The following is an 18,927-nucleotide window of genomic DNA, read 5'->3' on the forward strand; positions in this document are numbered from 1 at the left end:
ACCATGAGAAAGCAAAGCCCGATCATCGGTATCATCTTCTGGGTCATTGTCAGTTTCCTGACACTCTTCCCGATCTACTGGCTGTTCGTCATTTCGGTGAAACCGGCGGTGCAACTGTTCAGCACGCCCGATGTCATCCTCTCCGATCCGTACTGGGGCAACTACGCGAAGGTCTGGGGCGATCGGCTGCTGCGCAGCTACATGCTCAACTCGGTGATCATTTCCACCGGCAACGCGGTACTCTGCACCATCCTCGGCTTCTTCGCCTGTTATGCACTCTCCCGGTTCAACATGGCCGGCAAGGAGTCGATGTTCTTCTGGACGATCACCAACCGTATGGCGCCGCCCGCCGTGTTCCTGCTGCCGCTGTTCCTGCTGATGACGCAGGTTTACGCCGTCGGCGACTGGCGGCTGCTGGACACGCGGATCGGCATGATCCTTGTATATTGCACCTTCAACCTGCCGTTTGCGATCTGGACGCTGCGGCCAACGGTGGAAGGCATACCGAAGGAACTGGACGAGGCCGCCTACGTGGACGGCGCATCGCCCTGGAAGGTCATCACAGAGGTCGTCTTCCCGCTCTGCCGTCCCGGCCTCGCAGTGACACTTATCCTGACATGGGTCTTTGCCTGGAACGAGTACCTGCTGGCAGCGACGCTGACGAATTTCAACGCCCGCACGTTGACGACAGGCTTGTCCGAATATGTGACAACCACAGGCACGGAGTGGGGCATCATGGCCACGATATCGGTGTTCACGCTGATCCCGGCGCTGATCGTCTTTGGGCTGGTGCAGAAACACATCGTCGCCGGACTCACATTCGGCGCAGTGAAAGGATAGGCCCATGGGCGACAATCACGAAACGCCGCTGGCGACAGCCCATCACGAGGATGATGCACCCGTTGCCGTCACTGGCAAGAATGGCTTCCTGCCGATCGAGACCAACTGGTTCGACCGTCTGTTTATCTCCGTGGTCATCTGGGTCGCGATGTCACTCTTCTGGTTCCGCTTCATGGAGCCGATGGGCCTGTCGATCTGGATTTCCAACGTCATCGCACTTGCGCTGGCGGCACTCATAGTTACGAAAGGCTAAGCCCGATGAAATCGCTTGTCCTTGAACGGAAAGACGAACTCTCCCTGCGCGATTTTCCCGCGATCGACCGCGAGGAGGAGAAGCTGGGCCCGCGCGACGTGCGGATCAAGCTGCACACGGTCGGCATCTGCGGTTCCGACGTTCACTATTACACGCATGGCCGTATCGGACATTTCGTGGTGAACGAGCCGATGATCCTCGGGCATGAAGCCTCTGGCACCGTCATCGAAACCGGCGCGGATGTGACCACCCTGAAGGAAGGGGACCGGGTTTGCATGGAACCGGGCATCCCCGACCCCAATAGCAAGGCAACGCAGCTTGGCATGTACAATGTCGATCCGGCCGTGCGGTTCTGGGCGACGCCGCCGATCCACGGCATCCTGCGGCCAACCTGCGTGCACCCCGAAGCGTTCACCTTCAAGCTGCCGGACAACGTCAGTTTCGCCGAGGCGGCAATGGTCGAACCCTTGGCCGTGGGCGTTCATGCCGCGACCAAGGCGCGGGTGAAGCCGGGCGACAATGCCGTTGTGCTCGGCGCAGGCCCGATCGGCCTGGTAACGGCGCTGTCGGCGCTGGCCGCCGGCTGTGCCCGTGTTTACGTGACCGATCTTGCCGACAAGAAACTGGAAATCGCGCAGGGCCTGAGCCCGGCGATCACGCCGGTCAATGTTGGCAGCGAGAACCTGGTGGAAATCGTCAAACGCGATACCGGTGGCTGGGGCGCGGACATCGTTTTCGAGGCGACGGGCTCTCCCCACGCCGCCAAGACGGTGTTCGAACCGTTGGCGCCGGGTGGCTGCGTGGTGATGATCGGCGGCCAGCCGGACCCGATCCAGTACGACGCCGGTGCGGCGATGGTGCGCGAAGCACGGGTGGAGAACATCTTCCGTTACGCCCATGTCTTCCCGCGTTGCGTCGGCATGCTGTCCAGCGGTGCCATCGACGTCAAACCGCTGATCACAAGAACTTTCGGCTTCGAAGACAGCGTGAGCGCCTTCGAAATCGCAGCCTCCGCACCGCCTGCGGATGTCAAAATGCAGATCGAACTGCCGCAGTAAGGGGAGAGAACCATGGCCAGCGTGACGATAGACAAGGTGATGAAGCGCTATGGCTCCGTCCAGGTGATGCACGGTGTCAGTGTCGATATCGAGGATGGCGAGTTCGTCGTCCTCGTCGGCCCCTCGGGCTGTGGCAAATCCACGCTGCTGCGGATGCTCGCCGGGCTCGAGGAGATCAGCGATGGCACCATTTCCATCGGCGGGCGTGTAGTGAACAACGTCCTGCCGAAGGAGCGGGACATCGCGATGGTGTTTCAGAGCTACGCCCTCTACCCGCACAAGACCGTATTCGACAACATCGGCTTTCCACTCAAGATGGCAAAGCGCCCGGCGGCGGAAGTGCGGGAGAAGGTCGAGCGGGCGGCGGATATCCTTGACCTCACCAAGTACCTCAAACGCTATCCCAAGGAGCTTTCGGGCGGCCAACGCCAGCGAGTAGCGATGGGCCGTGCCATCGTGCGCGACCCGCAGGTGTTCCTGTTCGACGAACCGCTTTCCAACCTGGACGCCAAGCTGCGCGTGACAATGCGTGTCGAGATCAAGGAATTGCATCAGCGATTGGGAACCACCATCGTCTACGTCACCCACGATCAGATCGAAGCCATGACCATGGCCGACAAGATCGTCGTGATGCGCGACGGGCGGGTGGAACAGATCGGATCGCCCCTCGATCTATACGACAATCCCGGAAATGTATTCGTCGCGGGATTCATCGGCTCCCCTTCCATGAACTTTCTGCATGGACGGATCGGCGCAAGTGGCGGCGGCAAGGTATTCATCTCGGACGCCGGGCTGGAACTGCCCGTACCGGAGAGCGCACCCGGCGAGGGCCATGCCGTCACCTACGGTATTCGGCCGGAGCATATCCGCATCGGTGACGGCGGCGTGCCGATGAATGTCGTGGTCGTGGAGCCGACGGGATCGGAGACGCAGGTCTTTGCCAAATCCGGCAACGATCTGATCGACGCCCTCGTCAAGGAACGGATTTCCGCGCGTTCCGGCTCCCAACTCGGTTTCCTGATCAATCCCGAGGATGTACACCTGTTTGACCGCGAGTCCCAGCAGCGCCTGTGAGCGCCGGGCAAGGGGACGGACAAGCAATTACACCGGCGCCCAAAGGTGCCAGAAGGACCGGTTTTCTTGGCTGAGACGATCAAAGCGGTGATTTTTGACCTTGATGGCTGCCTTGTCGACAGCGAGACGCTGGCCATCGGCGCGATCACGGACGAAATGCGCGAGATGGGCATTAACGATGTGACGTTCGAGGAAATCCGATCCCGGTTTCTCGGCGTTTCAATGCGGATCATCTGCGAGGAAGTCGGCAAGCGCACCGGCCGCGGGATCGGCAGTGAATTCGTCGAGCGGGTGGAGGCGCGGCTGTTCGCGCGATATGCACGCGAGTTGCGGCAGATCGCAGGGGCGGAAGCAATGCTTGATTCCTTTCGCAAGCGTGGCATCGCCATGGCCATCGCCACCGGCGGTTCCATCCGGCGAATGGGTGAGACGGTGCGGATGGGCGGTCTGACCCCATGGTTCGACGGCGCGGCCTTCAGTGCCGATCAGGTGGCAAACGGCAAGCCGGCACCGGATCTGTTTCTGTTCGCGGCCGAACAGCTCGGCGTCGCCCCCGCAGATTGCGTGGTGCTGGAGGACTCGCCACACGGCGTCCGTGGCGCCGTGGCGGCCGGAATGTCCGCCGTGGGGTTCGTCGGCGGCTCGCATCTGAACGGCATGGAGGACGACCATGCCGCGATCCTGCAAGAAGCCGGGGCGGCGCGGGTCTTCAAACGACTGGAAGACGTGAACGGATATGTTCTGGCCAAGGCCATCTGAGGGGTAAAAAATGGATCTCGAACTGAAGGGTAAACTCGCCGTCGTTACCGGTGGCTCCAAGGGCATCGGTCTTGGAATCGCCCGGGCCTTTGCGCGCGAAGGCGCAAACGTGGTGATCACGGCGAGAACACACGAGGCCGTGGAGGAAGCCGCCCGCGGTATTGCCGAAGACTACGGCGTTACCGCCGTGCCTGTCGCGTCGGACGTGGCGACGGCTTCCGGTTGCCAGGCCGTGATCGACGCGGCCGCGGCCGCGGGCGGTGCCGATATCTTCGTCTCCAACGCCGGTACCGGCTCCAACGAGACCGTAGCCGATGCGCCGGACGAAAAATGGACCGACTACTGGGATCTTCACGTGATGGCGGCGGTACGCCTTTCGCGCGGACTTGCCGATCAGATGGACACGAAGGGCGGCGGGGCGATGCTGATGAACGCCTCGATCTGCGCGGTGCAGCCGCTATGGTATGAACCGATCTACAACACCACCAAGGCGGCCCTGCTGATGTTCGGTAAATGTCTCTCTTCGGAAATGATAAAGCGCAACATCCGCGTCAATACCGTCAATCCGGGCCTGATCCGCACCCCGGACTGGGAGAGGACGGCACGTGAATTGCGCGGCGACGGCTGGGAAGATTATCTTCAGGAAGTCGCCGACGAACACGCCGACATCAAGCGGTTCGGCAGCGTCGAGGAATTGGCGGACTTCTGCGTCTTCCTTTGCTCCCCCCGCGCCGCCTACTCCGTCGGCTCCGCCTACCATGTTGATGGCGGTATGCTGAAGACAGTCTGAATGCGATGTGAATGCTTGCCGGTAACGGCGATGAAGGGAAATGCGCGATGGCGTATCTGGGGATAGACCTTGGCACCTCCGGCTTGCGGGTGCTGTTGATCGACGGCAATGGTAGCCCCATCGCCGCAACGGAAAGACATTATCCGGTGCTGAACCCGCATCCGGGTTGGTCGGAGCAGGACCCCGCGGACTGGATCCGCGCGCTGGAGGAGGCAGTAGCCGAGTTGCGGCAAAGCTGTCCGGACTTCGCCGGTATCGACGGTATCGGTGTCGCGGGTCAGATGCATGGCGCCACCCTGCTCGACGCGGAAGGCACAGTGCTGCGGCCCTGCATCCTGTGGAACGACTCCCGGTCCCACCAGCAGGCGGCGCGGCTGGATGGGACGCCGGGCGTGCAAGCCCTGTCCGGCAACATCGTCTTTCCCGGTTTTACCGCCCCGAAACTCGCATGGGTGCAGGAGAATGAGCCAGATATTTTTGCGCGTGTGGCGAAGGTGCTGCTGCCCGCCGCCTTCCTGAACCATTACCTGACAGGCGATTTCGTCGCCGACATGTCCGACAGTGCGGGAACATCCTGGCTGGATGTCGGTGAGCGCGCGTGGTCACCGGAACTGTTGGCCCATGGCGGCATGCGCGAAGGCCAGATGCCGAGACTCGTCGAGGGTACCGAAGCGGCCGGCATTCTGCGGCCTGAACTGGCCGCGCGCTGGGGCCTGTCGGGGACCGTCACCGTCGCCGGCGGCGCTGGAGACAACGCGGCTGCGGCCTGCGGAATGGGGGCCTTGACCGAGGGGCAGAACTTCATCTCGCTCGGCACATCCGGCGTGCTGCTGGCCGCGCGAGACGGCTACCGCCCTGCCCCGGAAACCGCCGTTCACACCTTCTGCCACGCCATTCCCGGCCGCTGGTACCAGATGGGGGTGATGCTGTCGGCGGCTGACAGCCTGAACTGGTTCTCGCGCATTTCCGGTCAATCTCCCACCGATCTGACCGTGGAACTTGGCGAGACGCTGCAGGCCCCCGGAACCGTCCGGTTCCTGCCCTACCTGTCGGGCGAACGGACACCGCACAACGATGCCGAGATCCGGGGCAGTTTTACCGGGCTGGCAACAGCCACCGACCGGAAGGCCCTGACCCGCGCGGTTCTGGAAGGCGTCGCCTTCGGACTGCGTGACAGTTTCGAGGCCCTGAAGGCAACCGATGCGCAGCTGGACAGCCTGATCGCCATCGGTGGTGGCACCCGCTCCCGCTACTGGCTGGAGGTGATCGCCACAGCTCTCGGCGTACCGCTGCAACTGCCCGGACGCGGCGAATACGGCGCGGCCCTCGGTGCTGCACGCCTCGGTATGGCGGCCGCAACAGGCGCCGACCCGGCGACGATCATGACGGCACCACAGATCAGTGCCACGGTGGAACCGGTTGCCGGACTGCAATCCGCTTTCGATGATGCGTATGGCCGCTTCCGCGAGGCCTACCCTGCAGTTCGCGCCTGCCAGTAGCGGTTCGCTGGCGGCCCCAAGGTCAAAACACGCCAGACCGCCCTGGTGAGCCGTTAACTTCGGAGTTTGCCCAATCTGGCCGGCGTGTCCCCCGGCCGGGAACAACTCAGACGTCCTGAACCGCCACTTCCGTTCGCGTCTCGCCCGATACCGTTATTGCGTCGATCAGCGCCTGTACCCGAAGCGCTTCCCGTCCGGAGACGATCGGCATACCTCCACCGGCAACGGCGATGGCGAAGTCCTCGATGAGATCGCGATGCCAGTCACACGCGAAGGCCATCGGATCGGCACCGCCGCCTGTGGTGGCTGCCTGCCCAAATTTCTCGCTGCGGCCATCGCGCCAGTCTATCCGGAGGGTATTGCCTTCCAAAACCGCAGATGCCTCCGAACAGTCGAGGATAATCCTCTCTGTCGTACCCGGCCATGTTGCCGTCGTGGCCATGATCGAGCCGACGGCACCGCCGGAGAACCGCACGCCGGCGCTGGCGAAGTCCTCCGCCTCCATTCGGTGCAATCGTGTTGTCGCCGTCAGGGCCTGCACACTGGCCGCAGGCCCGGTCAGGCTCAGCAACAGGTCGAGAACGTGGATAGCCTGCGTTAGCAATACGCCACCACCGTCGCGGGCCAGCGTGCCCCGCCCCGGTTCGTCATAATAGGCCTGATCGCGCCACCAGGGAATTTCCGCCCGCGCCAGCGCCAACTCGCCGAGTGCGCCTTCATCCATGATCTGCCGCAGACGTCGCGCGGCCGTCCGCATTCGGTGTTGGAAGACGACGCCCGTCTTCACGCCCCGGTCTTCGCACAGTGCCACCAGCCGAGCCGCGTCGGTCAGCGTCCGCTCCACCGGTTTCTCCATCAGGATGTGCTTGCCCGCATCGGCCATCAGGCAGACAATCTCTTGCCGCGCATCTGGTGGCGTGGCAATCAGCACGCAATCGGTGCCGGGATCTGCAGCAACCGACTGCAGGCTGTCGAAAACATTAAAACCATATCTTTCGCGCACTACCTTGGCGCGGTCCGGTGTGCGGTTGTAGATGCCGGAAACATCCACCCGGCCTCGCAACTGATGCAGCGCCTCAAGGTGCGGTTTCGTCGCCATGCCGAGACCGATCACCGCAATCCGGGCCAGCGGCTTTCCCGGGCCCTCGATTCCGTCACTCATCCTCCGATCACCCCTTTGGTCAGGATGATGTTGCCGTAGAGCCGGAATTCCCCGGTCTGGACGACTGCGAATGCCTGCCTTGCCGCCTCGTAGAAAGCGAAGCGCTCACAGGAACCGAGTTTGGCTGGTGCATCCGCAGTGGCATTCACAATTTGCTGAAACTCGGCCACAATCTCCGGCACGGCCTGCGGATCGCCGACGACCTGCATCGTGAAGGCAGGTTCCTCGACAAAGGTATCGAGCGGCAGCAGCTTGAGCACCGCGCGCAATGCATCGGTTGCCGAAACACCATCCAGACGGTGACACCGGGGGCCTAGACCCTCTGCCGGAAAATTGGCATCGGCGATTACGACGGTGTCGCCATGCCCCATTGCAGCCAAAGACCACAGCAGGTCAGGAGAAAGGATCGGGGGGATATCACGCAGCATGGTCATCTCCTGGTAGAGGTACATCGGCCCGGATCAGGCCCTCGGCCCGTAGGTCGTGCCAAAGCGCCGGTGGAACTTTCGTGGCATACAGGCGGGCGTTCGCTGCCACCTCTTCCGGTGCCGCAGCACCGGGAATAACGGCGCGGACAACGGGATGCGCCAGCACAAAATGCAGGGCCGCAGCGATCAGCGTTACGTCATGCGCCTTGCAGACACGCTCGATGTCGGCGACCCGCGCAAGAATTTCCGGCGGTGCCGGCTCGTAATCGTAACGCGCACCTGAAACCGGCCCGGTGGCAAGTATGCCGGAGTTGTAGGGACCGCCGATGATGATGCCGACATCCCGGGCCGCGCAGAGTGGCAGGAACGTCGCCTGCGCCTCCTGCTCCAGCAGTGTGTACCGCCCGGCCAGCAGGAAACAGTCAAAATCGCCCTCGCCCAGCAAGCGCTCACATATTTCCCATGCGTTGACGCCGGCACCGATGGCACGGATGCTGCCACTGGTGCGCAGCTCCTCCAGTGCACGGTACCCGCCGCCCCTCAGCAGTGAATTCATATGCGCGTCGCTCACCTCCTGCCCGTGCGTTCCCGGATCGATATCGTGGATCAGCAGAATTTCCGGAGTTCGCCCCAACCGCGAGACACTGGACTCGAAACTGCGCATGACACCATCGTAGCTGTAGTCGAAGACCACCTTGCGCGACGGCACGTCCACGAACATTTCGGGGGTCGCCTCTTCGGGACTGCAGTCTTCCAGCAGCCTTCCGACCTTGGTGGATACCGTCACATCGTCTGGCAATATGCGCCCCAGACGGTCCTCCGCGAGACCAAGGCCATAGAAAGGCGCGGTATCGACATAGGTTATGCCGGCATCGAGAGCTGCCCGAACGGTTGCTGCAGCGCTGTCCTCGCTGAGCGGCGCGTAAAGGTTGCCCAATGGCGCGGTACCAAAGCCCAGAGGCGAGAGCTTCAGACCGGAGCGGAGCGATAGCGCTACCGTCGCAACTTCGTTCATGGGCGATTCCTTACAAGCTCTGACCGCGCCGGAAGTAATCCGGGTGTCGTTTTTCCAGTGGTTCGATCCGGGAAATCAATTGCCCGAGGTGGAAACGCATCGCTTGCGCGGCTGCGTCGGGATCGCGGTCACGGATCGCAGCGAGAATTGCATCATGCTCCTCCACCGTTTCGGCCGGCCGATTTGCCTCGGGCAGCAGCAGCAGCCGCGCACGACGAATGTTGAGGCTCATCTGGCTCAGTGCGGATGCAAGCTTCCGATAGCCGGTGAATCCCAGGATCAGTGTATGGAAGGCTTCGTCGGCCTCGAAAAAACCACGGAAATCGCCGTCTTCCACCAGCAGGCATTGCAGCCGGAAATTCCGCGACAGTTGTTCCAGCGCCGCTTCCTCCCGCTCTTCCGCGACCTTACGCACGGCTGCGGTTTCGATCGCTTCCCGCAGGAAACTTTCCTCCCTCAGATCGACGAGCGAGAGGCGACGGACGCGGGTGGCGGATTGCGGAATGACATCGAGCAACCCTTCTGTTGCCAGCCGGGTTATCGCATCGGAGACAGGTGAGCGCGACACGCCGAGACGATCGCACAAGGTTCCCTTCCGCAATACCCTGCCGGGCGGAAATGTCAGATCAAGGATCGCTGAGCGCAACAGCAGATAGACCCGCTGCGAAAGCGGGCCTGACATCTCATCAAGAGCTGGAAGTCCTTCCAACTCGTCGTGTTCATCGGCAATGATCTCTGTCATTTTTTCCGCCCCAGACTGGTTGCCGAGACTACCGTGCGATAGGCTATTGTCAACTAACATGTTAGTTGACAGGTACACCCAAAGCTTTCTACGGTTCTTCAAAACAGGTGCTCGAATCGACACCGGCGGAGGAAAGAAATGACAAAGGTCGCGGACGCGATCCGGCTGCACCCAGCGGACAACATCATCGTGGCACTTGCCGATCTGGAAGCGGGCGCAAGCGTACCCGGACTCGAGGTGCCGTTGGTCCAGTCGATCGTGCGCGGCCACAAGATCGCTTCCACGGATATCGCAAAAGGCGAGAACGTCCGGCGCTACGGCCAGATCATTGGCCAGGCGACGAAGAATATTGCCGCCGGTGAACATGTGCATGTGCAGAATCTCGGCATGGGCGCGCACGAGCAGGATTACGCATTCGGAGCAGAAGCACGGGCGCTGCCGGTAGCCGATGCTACGCTTACCTTTGATGGCTACCATCGTGCCGACGGTCGCGTCGGCACCCGCAACTATATCGGCATCCTCACTTCGGTGAACTGTTCCGGTTCCGTCGCCAAGTTCATTGCGGAAGCTGCAACGAAGAACGGCCTGCTCGACGCTTTTCCCAACGTCGACGGTATCGTGCCGATCACCCACGGAACGGGCTGCGGCATGTCCGGCAAGGACGAAGGCTACGCAACGCTGTTTCGCACATTGGCGGGCTATGCCGGGCATCCGAACTTCGGCGGCATTCTCCTGATCGGCCTTGGCTGCGAAGTGATGCAGATTTCCGCCCTCGTTGACGGCCGCCCGATCCGGGCAGACGGCGCACTGCGTTACATGACCATCCAGACGGAAGGCGGCACCCGCGCCACAATCGCCAAGGGGCTGGAGGAATTGCGTGGCATCGCCGAGATCGCCAATCAGGTGGAACGCACCCCTGCCCCGATCTCGCACATTACCGTCGGTATGCAGTGCGGCGGCTCCGATGGCTATTCGGGCATCACAGCCAACCCCGCCCTCGGCGCGGCCTCGGATCTTTTGGTGCGCCACGGCGGCACGACGATCCTGTCCGAAACCTCTGAGATATATGGGGCCGAACATCTGCTGACACGTCGCGCCGTTTCGGCCGAAGTCGGGCAGAAGCTGATCGACCGCGTCCACTGGTGGGAAGATTACACGGCCCGCAACGGCGGGGAAATGGACAACAACCCCTCCCCCGGCAACAAGCGCGGCGGGCTGACGACCATACTTGAAAAATCGCTGGGCGCCGTCGCCAAATCCGGTGCCGCACCGCTGACGGAGGTGTACCTGTTCGGCGAGAAGATCGACAAGCAGGGTTTCGTGTTCATGGACAGCCCGGGCTTCGATCCATGCTCCGTCACCGGCCAGATCGCCAGCGGGGCCAACCTGATAGCCTTCACCACCGGGCGAGGCTCCGTTTCAGGCTACATGCCGACGCCAGGTATCAAGATCGCCACCAATTCGGAGATGTATGCGCGGCTTGAAGACGACATGGATCTGAACTGCGGCGACATCATCACCGAAGGCATCAGTATCGAAGAAAAGGGGCGACAACTCTTCGACCTCTTCATACGCGTCGCCAGCGGCGAAAAGACCAAGAGCGAACAGCTCGGCTTCGGCGGCGTCGAGTTTGTTCCCTGGCAAATCGGGGCGGTGATGTAGGATCGCCTCGGGTTTGGGAGGGCCCGCACCAATGACGACACTGGTTGAAATGAGCGGAATCGAGAAGCGGTTCCCAGGTGTGCATGCCCTGAAGAATGTGCGCTTCGACCTAAAGGCCGGCGAAGTGCATGCGCTTATGGGCGAGAACGGAGCCGGCAAGTCGACGCTGATGAAGATTCTGTCTGGCGTCTATTCGCGCGATGCCGGTGAGGTGAAGATCGCCGGCGCAAGCCATCCGCCCACGTCTCCGCGCGAAGCGCAGGATTGCGGCATCGGCATCATCCATCAGGAACTGAGCCTGATGAATGATCTGACGGCAGCCCAGAACGTCTTCATCGGGCGGGAGCCGCGCCGCAGTTTCGGAAGGCTGGACGAACCGGAACTGAATAAACGCACGGCGGAAATCTTCGCCGGCATGAACCTGAAGATCGACCCGCGCGCCCATGTCGGCAGCCAAACGATTGCGCGCCAACAATTGATCGAGATTGCCAAGGCGTTGAGCTACCAGCCACGCGTGCTGATCATGGATGAGCCGACAGCGGCCCTGAACGATGCCGAGATTGCCGAATTGTTCGAGGTGATCGCCAAACTCAAGGCTGATGGCGTCGGCGTGATCTACATCAGCCACAAGATGGACGAAATAAAGCGCATTGCCGACCGGGTGACCGTCATGCGCGATGGTGCGTGGATCGACACGCTGGATGCCGCCGACACGCCGCTGTCGCACATAATCGCCCTGATGGTTGGCCGCGAAGTCAGCGAGACACGGCTGGAGGTGCCCGACACTTCCACCGCCGAAGTAGCGCTAAAGGTCGAGGGCCTGAGCCGTGGCCGTGACATCCACGATGTCAGTTTCGATCTGCGTCAGGGGGAAATTCTGGGTTTTGCAGGACTGATGGGCGCCGGTCGCACCGAGGTTGCCCGCATCATCTTTGGCGCTGACCCGCGCGATGCCGGTTCCATCACCGTGCATGGCCGCGAGCTTGACATCCGTGCGCCACATGATGCGGTGGAGGCCGGCATCGGTTACCTGTCGGAAGATCGCAAGCATTTCGGTCTGGCCCTCAACATGAGCGTCCGCGCCAACATCGCCATGGCCAGCATGCAGCGCTATTCCTCACGGGCCGGCGTGCTGGACGAGAAGGCAATGAAGGTCACTGCCGACCGCCACATCCGCCAGCTGGGCATCCGCACGCCCTCCGACACCCAGCCGGTCGGCCTGCTGTCCGGCGGCAACCAGCAGAAGGTTGTGATTGCCAAATGGCTGGAGCGGAACTGCGATATCCTGATCTTCGATGAGCCGACACGTGGCATCGACGTCGGAGCCAAGTCGGAAATCTATCGCCTGCTGGAGCAACTGGCGGCAGAGGGCAAGGCAATTATCGTCATTTCGTCGGAATTGCCGGAAGTCATGCGTCTGAGTCACCGCATTGCCGTGATGTGCGAGGGCCGCCTCACCGGCATCCTGCCCGGCGGCAGCGACACGACGCAAGAACAGATAATGGAACTCGCGACACGGCGGGAACCGGTCATGCAGCCGGAGGGAGGACCACAATGACATCGACATCTACCGAGGCGCCACCGCAGGGAATGTTTCGGCGTCTGGCCGGCGGCGCGCCGCAGCGGTTGCTGGCCTTCGCCTCGTTGATCGTACTGCTGATCGGTTTCTCGCTGGCCTCGCCGAACTTCATGCAGATGACCAACATGATCGCCATTCTGCAGGCGGCCAGTGTCAACGGTGTGCTGGCGGTGGCGGTGACGCTGGTGATCATAACCGGCGGCATCGACCTGTCGGTCGGCACGATGATGACCTTCTGCGCTGTCATCTCGGGCGTCGTCCTAACCTATGCCGGAATGCCCCTGCCACTCGGCATCGTCGCCGCAATCGGTGCCGGAGCGCTTTGCGGCCTCTGTTCGGGCACCTTCGTCGCCAAGATGAAAATTCCACCTTTCATCGCCACCTTAGGCATGATGCTGATCCTCAAGGGACTCAGCCTCGTAATTTCCGGAACACGCCCGATCTATTTCAATGATACACCCGGCTACACACTGATCTCCCGCGGGTCGCTGATCGGCGAGATATTTCCCTTTGCTCCCATCCCGAACGGCGTGCTGATCCTGTTCGTCGTCGCCGCCTTCGTGTCCTACATCCTCAACCGCACGGTTCTCGGCCGGTACACTTTCGCTCTGGGCTCGAACGAGGAGGCAGTACGTCTTTCCGGTGTCAATACCGATCGCTGGAAGATGGCGATCTATGCACTGGCCGGCGGCATCGTCGGCATCGCCGGATTGCTGATCTCGTCACGTCTCAATTCAGCACAACCAGCGCTTGGCCTCGGCTACGAGCTGGAGGCCATCGCCGCCGTTGTCATCGGCGGCACCTCGCTCTCCGGCGGCCGCGGCACCATTCTCGGTTCGCTCATCGGTGCACTGATCATGGCGGTGCTCATCAACGGCCTGCGTGTCATGTCCGTGGCGCAGGAATGGCAGACAGTCGTGACCGGTGCGATCATCATTCTCGCCGTCTACTTCGACATGCTGCGCAAACGGAAGGCCGCCTGAGGCCCGCCGCAAACGATTGCCGGGACAATGAAGCCCGTCATGAATAACAACAGAGGAGGAAATCACATGTTGTCACGTCGTAACCTGTTCGTCGCCCTTGCGGCCACCAGCCTGCTTGCCGGGCCGCTTCCGGCCTTCGCACAGGATGAAATCTACATCCCGCTTGTCTCCAAGGGCTTCCAGCACCAGTTCTGGCAGGCCGTGCAGGCCGGCGCCGAGAAAGCCGCCGACGAGGAAGGCGTGCGCATAACCTTCGAAGGGCCAGACAACGAGACAATGGTTGACCGGCAAATCGACATGCTGTCTGCAGCACTGGCCAACAACCCGAAAGCCATCGGCTTCGCGGCGCTCGACAGCCAGGCCGCGATTCCGTTTTTGCGCCAGGCACAGGAAGCCGGCATCCCGGTCGTCGCCTTTGACTCCGGCGTCGACAGCGACATTCCCGTGACCACCGCGACCACAGACAACCTGGCCGCGGCTGCACTGGCCGCCGACAAGATGGCGGAACTGATCGGTGGCGCGGGCAAGGTGGCAGTCGTAGCCCATGACCAGACATCTCGTACCGGCATTGATCGCCGGGACGGCTTCCTCAAACGGATCGAAAGCGAGTATCCCGACATCGAGGTCGTGTCCGTCCAGTACGGCCAGGGTGACCACCTGCAATCCACAGAGGTCGCCAAGGCTATCCTCGTCGCCAACCCGGACCTCAAGGGCATGTTCGGCACAAACGAGGGTTCCGCCATCGGTGTCGTCAACGCCGTGCAGGAACTTGGCACCGAAGGTCTGGTCGTCATCGGTTACGACAGCGGCAAGGCCCAGAAGGACGCGATCATGAATGGTGTCATGGCCGGCGCCATCACCCAGAACCCGGTGGGCATCGGTTATGAAACCGTCAAGGCAGCGATCAAGGCGATCAATGGCGAGGATCTGCCGGACGTAATCGACACCGGCTTCTACTGGTACGACAAATCCAACATCGACGCGCCGGAGATCCAGGCCGTCCTCTACGATTGATACTGCTCGGGCGGGAGGCATTGTCTCCCGCCCGTTCCCTTCACTTATTCCGGCAGGCCCCCACACCATGCGGATCGACGCCCATCAGCATTTCTGGCAACCGGCGCGCGGCGACTATGGCTGGCTGACGCCCGAGCTGGCGCCACTTTATCGCGATTTCGGCCCCGAGGACCTTGCGCCCCTGATGGCTGGGTCCGGGATCGACGGCACCATTCTTGTTCAAGCCGCGCCAACAACCGCCGAGACGGAATACATGCTGGACCTCGCCCGCCAGACACCCTTCGTCAAAGGCGTGGTTGGCTGGGTGAATTTCGAAGCGGCAGATGTCGCGGAAACCATTGCCCGGCTCGCCGCCGATCCGCTGATCGTCGGGTTGCGGCCGATGATCCAGGACATCGCCGACGATGACTGGATGCTGCGCCCCGACCTCACCCCCGCCTATCGGGCGATGATCGACCACGATCTGACCTTCGATGCCCTCGTGCTGCCCCGGCACCTGACCCGGCTGTCGCGGTTGCTGGCCCGTCACCCCGACCTACGCACCGTCATCGACCACGGTGCAAAGCCGGAGATCGCCACCGGTGAGATCGTCGACTGGGCCGCTGATATGGCCGCGTTGGCTGCCAAAACATCAGCCTTCTGCAAGCTTTCCGGCCTCGCGACCGAGGCTGGTGATGGCTGGCAACCACAAGCGTTGCGTCCCTACGTCGAAACCCTGCTGGATCTGTTCGGCCCCGACCGCCTGATCTGGGGCAGTGATTGGCCGGTGGCGACACTCGCAGTGGGCTATGGCGCCTGGCATGACCTCGCCGAGGAGATGATTGGCGGCACACCGGAACAGGCGGCGGCGATCTTCGGGGGCAATGCCATCCGGGCCTATCGCCTTTAGAAAGCTGTGACGGACCGATTGGCCATCGCCGCTCGGTCCGCTCAAGTGATCAAGACATTTCAGAAACGCGACGTCAGCGACAGGCTGAATTCCCGTCCCGAGCCGTAGGAACAGACGAATTCCGTTTCGCAGCCGGTCACGTAGCGCTCATCTGCCACGTTAGTCACTGAAAGGTTGCCCTCCCAGCCGTTGGCGAACTCGTAACTCGCGAACATGTCGACGATGGTCGAACTGTCCACTTTCAGCGTATTGCTTGCCGTGGCGAAGCTTTCTCCGAGATGGCGCACCCCCGCCCCCAGCGTCAGGCCGTCGAGGCGGCCGCCGAAGTCATACGCGGCATAAAGTGAAAGGTCGGTCTCCGGTATCAGTGTCGGAGTAGTGCCAATCAGGGTGGGGTCACTGTCCTCGGTCACCTCTGCGTCGAGGAAGGTCGCCGCAGCCCCGACCTGCAAACCGTTTCCGAAAGCGTACTTGCCTTCGATCTCCACCCCGCGCGATCGCACCTCGCCCAACTGGTCATAGGACGGGAACACGCCGGTGACGACATTTTCGCGATGGATTTCGAACGCCGCCGCCGCCAGGCTGAAGTTGCCGCCCTCGGGCGCCCATTTGAAACCTACCTCGATCTGATCGCCCTGCTCCGGCTCCGTCACACCGTTGGCGGGGGAGGCGATGATCGGATCAAAGAAGCTGGAGTATGCGACATAGGGTGTGAAACCATTGGCCAGTTCATAGGCCAGCGCCACACGATAAGATGTCTCGCTGTCATGACGCGAGAAGCCGGCGGCCCCATCCTGCTCTGTATCCACGAAATCATGCCGCAGATTGAACGTCCCGAGCCAACCGCCGTAGCGCATCTGATTCTGGAAGTAGAGGCCCACTTGCTGCTGCGTCGTCACCGCGTCCTGATAGGGCGCGCCCAGCACCGGTGTTCCCGGAGGTGTGGGATCGACGACGGAGTTCGAGCCAAAGCCTACTGCCTGTGTCTCGTCGAGCCAGTAGTAGCGGGCGTCGAGACCGAAGAGCAGGTCGTGGCTGACGGGTCCGGTCTCCACCGTTCCATAATAGCGGATATCGGTCTGGGCCGTGCGCGCCAGCGTATCATGTTCGAACGCCAGCATCGCCAGCGTGCCGTCGGCATCGGTCGGCGTCGGGGAATACCCGGCATAGCCGAACGGATACCAGTAGCTTTCCTCGACACTGGCGATCCCGACCCGGCCAATGCCTGTCAGGGTGAAACCGTTCTCGAAACCATGCTCGACAATGGCCGTGAATGACGCCTGTTCCCGAGCGTAGCTATCCCAGTCAGGATCGGAGAAGTTGGCATCGGGATCGATGAAACCAAACTCCTCGGTCGGCACCACCGTGCCCTCGTAAGGCAGAAATGTGCTGCCGTTGTGCTGTTCGTCGGCGACATGGATGTTGGCAAGCAGAGTGATTTCGGTGCCGCCATCCGTCTCCAGCCGGAAAGATGGTGCGAGCGTGCCGCGCAAGCCGCTGTTGAAATCGTCATACTTGTCGCCACCCTCGATACGCCCCACCACTCGGTAAGAGCGTCCGCCCGCAAGATCGTCACCTACGTCAAACTCCGCCCATCCACCGATGGCGTCGCTTACCCCGAGCGTGAACTCACGGATTCGGCCGCCGGGGCGCTTGGACACATAGTTGACGATACCGCCGGGATTGGAGCCGCCATAGAGCGCCGAAGACGGGCCGCGCAACACTTCGATCCGCTCCAGCGTGAACGGGTCGATGTAGAAGGAACCGAAGGCGAATGCGAGGTTCTGGGCATTGTCGAGATACACACCCGTCTGGTCGGCCTGAAATCCGCGTACGCGCAGCCAGTCATAATCGTTGTCATCACCGTAGACATCGGCGGTGACACCGGCGGTGTAGCGCAGCGCCTCGCTGACACGGTTGGCATCGAAACGGTCAATGTCCTCCCGTCCGAGAACGGAGACGGATTGCGGGATCTCGCTGATCTGCAAGGGGATCTTGGAGCCGGTTACGGTCGGTGGATTGTTGTCATCCCCCACCGGGCCGGTCGCGTCCTCCTGATTTCGCAGGACAAACGTTCCGAGGTCCACGAACTGATCCCCCTCTTGGGCCAGCGCTGCCGTGGAAGCCGAAAGCAGCAGAAGCGGGCCAACGGAAAAGTTCAGAATTGCCCGGCGGGCAGGACTTACGCGCATCATGGGTCTCCAGATCGATGAGGCCGGAGCAGCGAGCCCGGCTAACAGGTACAAGGTGCGACACCGGGGGAGGCGCCGAACCGAAACTGAAAATCCGATTAATTTAATCGGCTTTATCTGTCTTGAAGAATCGGCCCGCTTGGCATCCGCCGCGGGCCCTTTGTCCAAACCCCCGGCGGCACACCGGCGGCGGCCTTGAAGGCCCTTGTGAAATGCGCCTGATCGGCGAAACCGGTATTGGCTGCAACCGTCGCGAAGGAATGACCCTCGGCCATCAGGGCCTTTGAGCGCTCGATCCTCAGCTGCAAAACCCACTGATAGGGTGACTGGCCGGTTTCCTCACGGAATGTGCGATTGAAAACGGTGCGCGAGAGACCAGCGCGCGCCGCCAGTGTCTCCACGCTGATCCGTTGTTCAAGGTTGGCCAGAACGAAAGCCCGCAGGGAATCCATTGGCAGGCTCGCCCCGGCTTGCCGTGGAGCGTCCCGCTGCGCCCTGTGAAAGACCTCCAGCAGCAGTGCGTCCGCCAATGCCTCGACATGCGCGGCGGAACGTTGCGGATCCTCGCACTCCTGAGCCAGAACTTCGGCAATCGCATCAAAACCGCTGAGGTCCGGCAGGAAAACGGGCAAGTCCAACGGCACACACCGGGGGACGATCCGGCGCAGACGCTCCAGCGACAGATGCAGATCAAGATGCCGTAGCTGTCCCGCCGCCGTGACGTTCCCCTGAAGGTCCAGACCGGCGGGAATGTAGCAGGCGGCACAGGGGCCATCCGCCACCTCCCCGCGCCTGTGCAGCAACATGTTGCGGCCCGCGAACAGAAAGACGAAACGCGGGTGCATCGACACATAGCGCCCGCCCGCCCCCGGCGCGCCGCGTACGTTCCATACATCCAGCAGCATTTCCGGCAGAGCCAGGCTGCGCACGCCGCTGAGTGGCTCTAAACCGTGAATGCAGGCGAACATCTTTGGGTGGAAGGACATGG

Annotated in this window: 18 protein-coding genes; 12 read left to right on the plus strand and 6 right to left on the minus strand. The window is 62.0% G+C overall.

The window, feature by feature from the left end; translation table 11 throughout:
- The first annotated feature begins 3 nt into the window (after positions 1-3).
- The 7 genes from GO499_RS07835 to xylB all read left to right on the plus strand — a co-directional run bounded on the left by GO499_RS07835 (position 4) and on the right by xylB (position 6,273).
- Positions 4-840, plus strand: coding sequence for a carbohydrate ABC transporter permease (locus tag GO499_RS07835; RefSeq protein WP_161861679.1), 837 nt, complete (start codon positions 4-6; stop codon positions 838-840).
- Between the two features lie 4 nt (positions 841-844).
- Positions 845-1,093 carry a DUF2160 family membrane protein gene (locus GO499_RS07840; protein ID WP_161861680.1) on the plus strand — a complete coding sequence of 83 codons (249 nt, stop codon included), beginning with the start codon at positions 845-847 and terminating at the stop codon, positions 1,091-1,093.
- Positions 1,094-1,098: 5 nt separating this feature from the next.
- Positions 1,099-2,151, plus strand: coding sequence for an NAD(P)-dependent alcohol dehydrogenase (locus GO499_RS07845; protein ID WP_161861681.1), 1,053 nt, complete (start codon positions 1,099-1,101; stop codon positions 2,149-2,151).
- A 12-nt stretch (positions 2,152-2,163) separates the two neighbouring features.
- Positions 2,164-3,225: an ABC transporter ATP-binding protein gene (locus tag GO499_RS07850; RefSeq protein WP_161861682.1), complete on the plus strand. Its 1,062-nt coding sequence runs from the start codon at positions 2,164-2,166 to the stop codon at positions 3,223-3,225.
- A gap of 66 nt (positions 3,226-3,291) precedes the next feature.
- Positions 3,292-3,984, plus strand: a complete 693-nt coding sequence (locus GO499_RS07855) for an HAD family hydrolase (protein WP_284154931.1) — start codon at positions 3,292-3,294, stop codon at positions 3,982-3,984.
- 10 nt (positions 3,985-3,994) lie between these two features.
- Positions 3,995-4,774 (plus strand): SDR family NAD(P)-dependent oxidoreductase, encoded by a 780-nt coding sequence (locus GO499_RS07860; RefSeq protein WP_161861683.1) that lies wholly within the window; start codon positions 3,995-3,997, stop codon positions 4,772-4,774.
- Positions 4,775-4,821: 47 nt separating this feature from the next.
- Positions 4,822-6,273 (plus strand): xylulokinase, encoded by a 1,452-nt coding sequence (gene xylB / locus GO499_RS07865; RefSeq protein WP_161861684.1) that lies wholly within the window; start codon positions 4,822-4,824, stop codon positions 6,271-6,273.
- A gap of 106 nt (positions 6,274-6,379) precedes the next feature.
- Here xylB and GO499_RS07870 read toward each other — a convergent pair whose 3' ends face one another.
- The 4 genes from GO499_RS07870 to GO499_RS07885 are packed head-to-tail and all read right to left on the minus strand — an operon-like array spanning position 6,380 to position 9,620.
- On the minus strand, positions 6,380-7,435 hold the full coding sequence (locus GO499_RS07870) for a Gfo/Idh/MocA family protein (protein WP_161861685.1): 1,056 nt from the start codon (positions 7,433-7,435) through the stop codon (positions 6,380-6,382).
- Positions 7,432-7,863 (minus strand): RbsD/FucU family protein, encoded by a 432-nt coding sequence (locus tag GO499_RS07875; protein ID WP_161861686.1) that lies wholly within the window; start codon positions 7,861-7,863, stop codon positions 7,432-7,434. Before GO499_RS07875 ends, GO499_RS07870 begins: the two co-directional genes overlap by 4 nt.
- Complete coding sequence (locus GO499_RS07880) at positions 7,853-8,878, minus strand: aldo/keto reductase (RefSeq protein ID WP_161861687.1); 1,026 nt, start codon at positions 8,876-8,878, stop codon at positions 7,853-7,855. The genes GO499_RS07875 and GO499_RS07880 overlap by 11 nt, the downstream gene beginning before the upstream one ends.
- A gap of 10 nt (positions 8,879-8,888) precedes the next feature.
- Entirely contained in the window at positions 8,889-9,620 is a 732-nt protein-coding gene (locus tag GO499_RS07885) for a GntR family transcriptional regulator (protein ID WP_161861688.1), read from the minus strand.
- 138 nt (positions 9,621-9,758) lie between these two features.
- Between GO499_RS07885 and GO499_RS07890 the strand changes: the two genes are divergently transcribed.
- The 5 genes from GO499_RS07890 (at position 9,759) to GO499_RS07910 (ending at position 15,747) form a co-directional block, all read left to right on the plus strand.
- The gene (locus GO499_RS07890) at positions 9,759-11,282 is read left to right on the plus strand and encodes a UxaA family hydrolase (RefSeq protein ID WP_161861689.1); all 1,524 of its coding nucleotides are present in this window, start codon (positions 9,759-9,761) and stop codon (positions 11,280-11,282) included.
- Between the two features lie 31 nt (positions 11,283-11,313).
- On the plus strand, positions 11,314-12,840 hold the full coding sequence (locus GO499_RS07895) for a sugar ABC transporter ATP-binding protein (protein ID WP_161861690.1): 1,527 nt from the start codon (positions 11,314-11,316) through the stop codon (positions 12,838-12,840).
- On the plus strand, positions 12,837-13,844 hold the full coding sequence (locus GO499_RS07900) for an ABC transporter permease (RefSeq protein WP_161861691.1): 1,008 nt from the start codon (positions 12,837-12,839) through the stop codon (positions 13,842-13,844). The genes GO499_RS07895 and GO499_RS07900 overlap by 4 nt, the downstream gene beginning before the upstream one ends.
- 66 nt (positions 13,845-13,910) lie before the next feature.
- Positions 13,911-14,858 carry an ABC transporter substrate-binding protein gene (locus GO499_RS07905; RefSeq protein ID WP_161861692.1) on the plus strand — a complete coding sequence of 316 codons (948 nt, stop codon included), beginning with the start codon at positions 13,911-13,913 and terminating at the stop codon, positions 14,856-14,858.
- 67 nt (positions 14,859-14,925) lie between these two features.
- The gene (locus GO499_RS07910; RefSeq protein WP_161861693.1) at positions 14,926-15,747 is read left to right on the plus strand and encodes an amidohydrolase family protein; all 822 of its coding nucleotides are present in this window, start codon (positions 14,926-14,928) and stop codon (positions 15,745-15,747) included.
- 59 nt (positions 15,748-15,806) lie between these two features.
- On the opposite strand, the gene GO499_RS07915 is transcribed toward GO499_RS07910, so the two are convergent.
- Together GO499_RS07915 and GO499_RS07920 are read right to left on the minus strand one after the other, a co-directional pair.
- Positions 15,807-17,942 (minus strand): TonB-dependent siderophore receptor, encoded by a 2,136-nt coding sequence (locus tag GO499_RS07915; protein ID WP_161861694.1) that lies wholly within the window; start codon positions 17,940-17,942, stop codon positions 15,807-15,809.
- Positions 17,943-18,052: 110 nt separating this feature from the next.
- A complete protein-coding gene (locus GO499_RS07920) occupies positions 18,053-18,925 on the minus strand; it encodes a helix-turn-helix domain-containing protein (protein WP_161861695.1) in 873 nt (290 codons plus the stop codon).
- Between the last annotated feature and the right edge of the window lie 2 nt (positions 18,926-18,927).

The organism is Algicella marina, assembly GCF_009931615.1.
Classification (GTDB): domain Bacteria; phylum Pseudomonadota; class Alphaproteobacteria; order Rhodobacterales; family Rhodobacteraceae; genus Algicella; species Algicella marina.

Excerpts from the sequence above, each read along its gene's own strand:
- GO499_RS07845 (WP_161861681.1), top strand. The coding sequence starts at position 1,099 with ATGAAATCGCTTGTCCTTGAACGGAAAGACGAACTCTCCCTGCGCGAT.
- GO499_RS07875 (WP_161861686.1), bottom strand. The coding sequence starts at position 7,863 with ATGCTGCGTGATATCCCCCCGATCCTTTCTCCTGACCTGCTGTGGTCT.
- GO499_RS07860 (WP_161861683.1), top strand. The coding sequence starts at position 3,995 with ATGGATCTCGAACTGAAGGGTAAACTCGCCGTCGTTACCGGTGGCTCC.
- GO499_RS07900 (WP_161861691.1), top strand. The coding sequence starts at position 12,837 with ATGACATCGACATCTACCGAGGCGCCACCGCAGGGAATGTTTCGGCGT.
- GO499_RS07895 (WP_161861690.1), top strand. The coding sequence starts at position 11,314 with ATGACGACACTGGTTGAAATGAGCGGAATCGAGAAGCGGTTCCCAGGT.
- GO499_RS07910 (WP_161861693.1), top strand. The coding sequence starts at position 14,926 with ATGCGGATCGACGCCCATCAGCATTTCTGGCAACCGGCGCGCGGCGAC.
- GO499_RS07840 (WP_161861680.1), top strand. The coding sequence starts at position 845 with ATGGGCGACAATCACGAAACGCCGCTGGCGACAGCCCATCACGAGGAT.
- GO499_RS07870 (WP_161861685.1), bottom strand. The coding sequence starts at position 7,435 with ATGAGTGACGGAATCGAGGGCCCGGGAAAGCCGCTGGCCCGGATTGCG.
- GO499_RS07890 (WP_161861689.1), top strand. The coding sequence starts at position 9,759 with ATGACAAAGGTCGCGGACGCGATCCGGCTGCACCCAGCGGACAACATC.
- GO499_RS07905 (WP_161861692.1), top strand. The coding sequence starts at position 13,911 with ATGTTGTCACGTCGTAACCTGTTCGTCGCCCTTGCGGCCACCAGCCTG.
- GO499_RS07915 (WP_161861694.1), bottom strand. The coding sequence starts at position 17,942 with ATGATGCGCGTAAGTCCTGCCCGCCGGGCAATTCTGAACTTTTCCGTT.
- GO499_RS07885 (WP_161861688.1), bottom strand. The coding sequence starts at position 9,620 with ATGACAGAGATCATTGCCGATGAACACGACGAGTTGGAAGGACTTCCA.
- GO499_RS07920 (WP_161861695.1), bottom strand. The coding sequence starts at position 18,925 with ATGTCCTTCCACCCAAAGATGTTCGCCTGCATTCACGGTTTAGAGCCA.
- xylB (WP_161861684.1), top strand. The coding sequence starts at position 4,822 with ATGGCGTATCTGGGGATAGACCTTGGCACCTCCGGCTTGCGGGTGCTG.
- GO499_RS07850 (WP_161861682.1), top strand. The coding sequence starts at position 2,164 with ATGGCCAGCGTGACGATAGACAAGGTGATGAAGCGCTATGGCTCCGTC.
- GO499_RS07880 (WP_161861687.1), bottom strand. The coding sequence starts at position 8,878 with ATGAACGAAGTTGCGACGGTAGCGCTATCGCTCCGCTCCGGTCTGAAG.
- GO499_RS07835 (WP_161861679.1), top strand. The coding sequence starts at position 4 with ATGAGAAAGCAAAGCCCGATCATCGGTATCATCTTCTGGGTCATTGTC.